Annotated in this window: 1 protein-coding gene; it reads right to left on the reverse strand. The window is 63.6% G+C overall.

Features of this window, described 5'->3' with window-relative positions; translation table 11 throughout:
• Nucleotides 1-368, reverse strand: a 368-nt coding sequence (locus SB724_RS19520) for an SIS domain-containing protein (RefSeq protein ID WP_410572433.1), incomplete at both ends; no start/stop codon positions are given.

A 368-nucleotide genomic window follows, 5' to 3' on the forward strand; every position in this document is an offset into this window, starting at 1 on the left:
CTGCGGCACCAGCGGCACGCGCTCGCCGGTATGCATGATGTCACCCACATGCGCCAGGCTGGCACCCAGTTTCCCGCCGGGATGAAACACATGGAAATCGCGCGCCGTGAACCCGCGCGCCTCAAGCAGCGCTACCGCCACTGCATCGCCGACTGCCAGCTGCATCAGTGTAGAGGTCGTCGGCGCGAGACCGTTCGGGCAGGCTTCCTCCTCGTTCGGAACGAGAAGCACCACATCCGAGGCCTTGGCGAGTGACGATTCCGCGCCGCAGGTGATCGAGATCAGCGGGATCGAAAACCGGCGAGTATAGGAAATGATGCTGCGAAGCTCGGCACTCTCGCCGCCCTTGGAGATCGCCAGAACCAGAT

The sequence above is a fragment of the Bacillus sp. SIMBA_031 genome (genome assembly GCF_046535225.1).
GTDB lineage: Bacteria > Bacillota > Bacilli > Bacillales > Bacillaceae > Bacillus > Bacillus velezensis.